This is a genomic window from Psychrobacter sp. ANT_H56B (assembly GCF_008369245.1).
Taxonomy (GTDB): Bacteria; Pseudomonadota; Gammaproteobacteria; order Pseudomonadales; family Moraxellaceae; genus Psychrobacter; species Psychrobacter cryohalolentis.
The window spans coordinates 1-500 of sequence record NZ_VOBF01000028.1 but is presented as its reverse complement, the minus strand read 5'-3'; the positions used below and the strand labels follow the sequence as shown (position 1 = coordinate 500).

The window sequence follows — 500 nt, the reverse complement described above, 5'->3', positions numbered from 1 at the left end:
CGTCATCGTTATCTGGTTGTGGCTCGTCGCTTTTCTTGACTACGCCAGACTTGCGAGCGAAGGGCTTGAGCAGCAACAGGCTGACGCCGTTGAGCAGCCAGGCCAGTGGATAGAGGATTTTCAGCGGCACGCCCAACAGCGTATTGCCAAAACCCAGCACCGCTTGCGGATAACGGGTGGCCAGGGCGCGAGGCAAGTAGTCGGCCAGCACCAGCAACGCGGCGCTGGAGATCAGCCAGCCGATCCAGGGGCCGTTATCGGCCCAGGCATAGATCGCCAACAGGGTACAGAGGATCACCATCACGGTGCGGCACAGGGTATTGCAGAGAATGAGGCTGTTGCGCGGGAAGTTCAGCCGGGCTGCGGCCTTGTCACCCTGGCGAGTGCCGAGGCGCTGGGCCAGCAAGTGGTGTTGCGCGGCCTCGATGGCGGTAAACAGCGCCGACCATAAAATCAGCAGGGTCACTACCGCGAGCATCGGCCCTAGGGGCAAGTTGTCC

The 500-nt window shown here is 62.0% G+C and carries 1 protein-coding gene; it reads right to left on the bottom strand.

Annotation, left to right across the window (positions count from 1 at the left end; all coding sequences use genetic code 11):
- Positions 1–478 (bottom strand): DUF21 domain-containing protein (locus FQ082_RS12920; RefSeq protein ID WP_149493459.1); only part of this gene is annotated, 478 nt, incomplete at its 3' end.
- Positions 479–500: the final 22 nt, after the last annotated feature.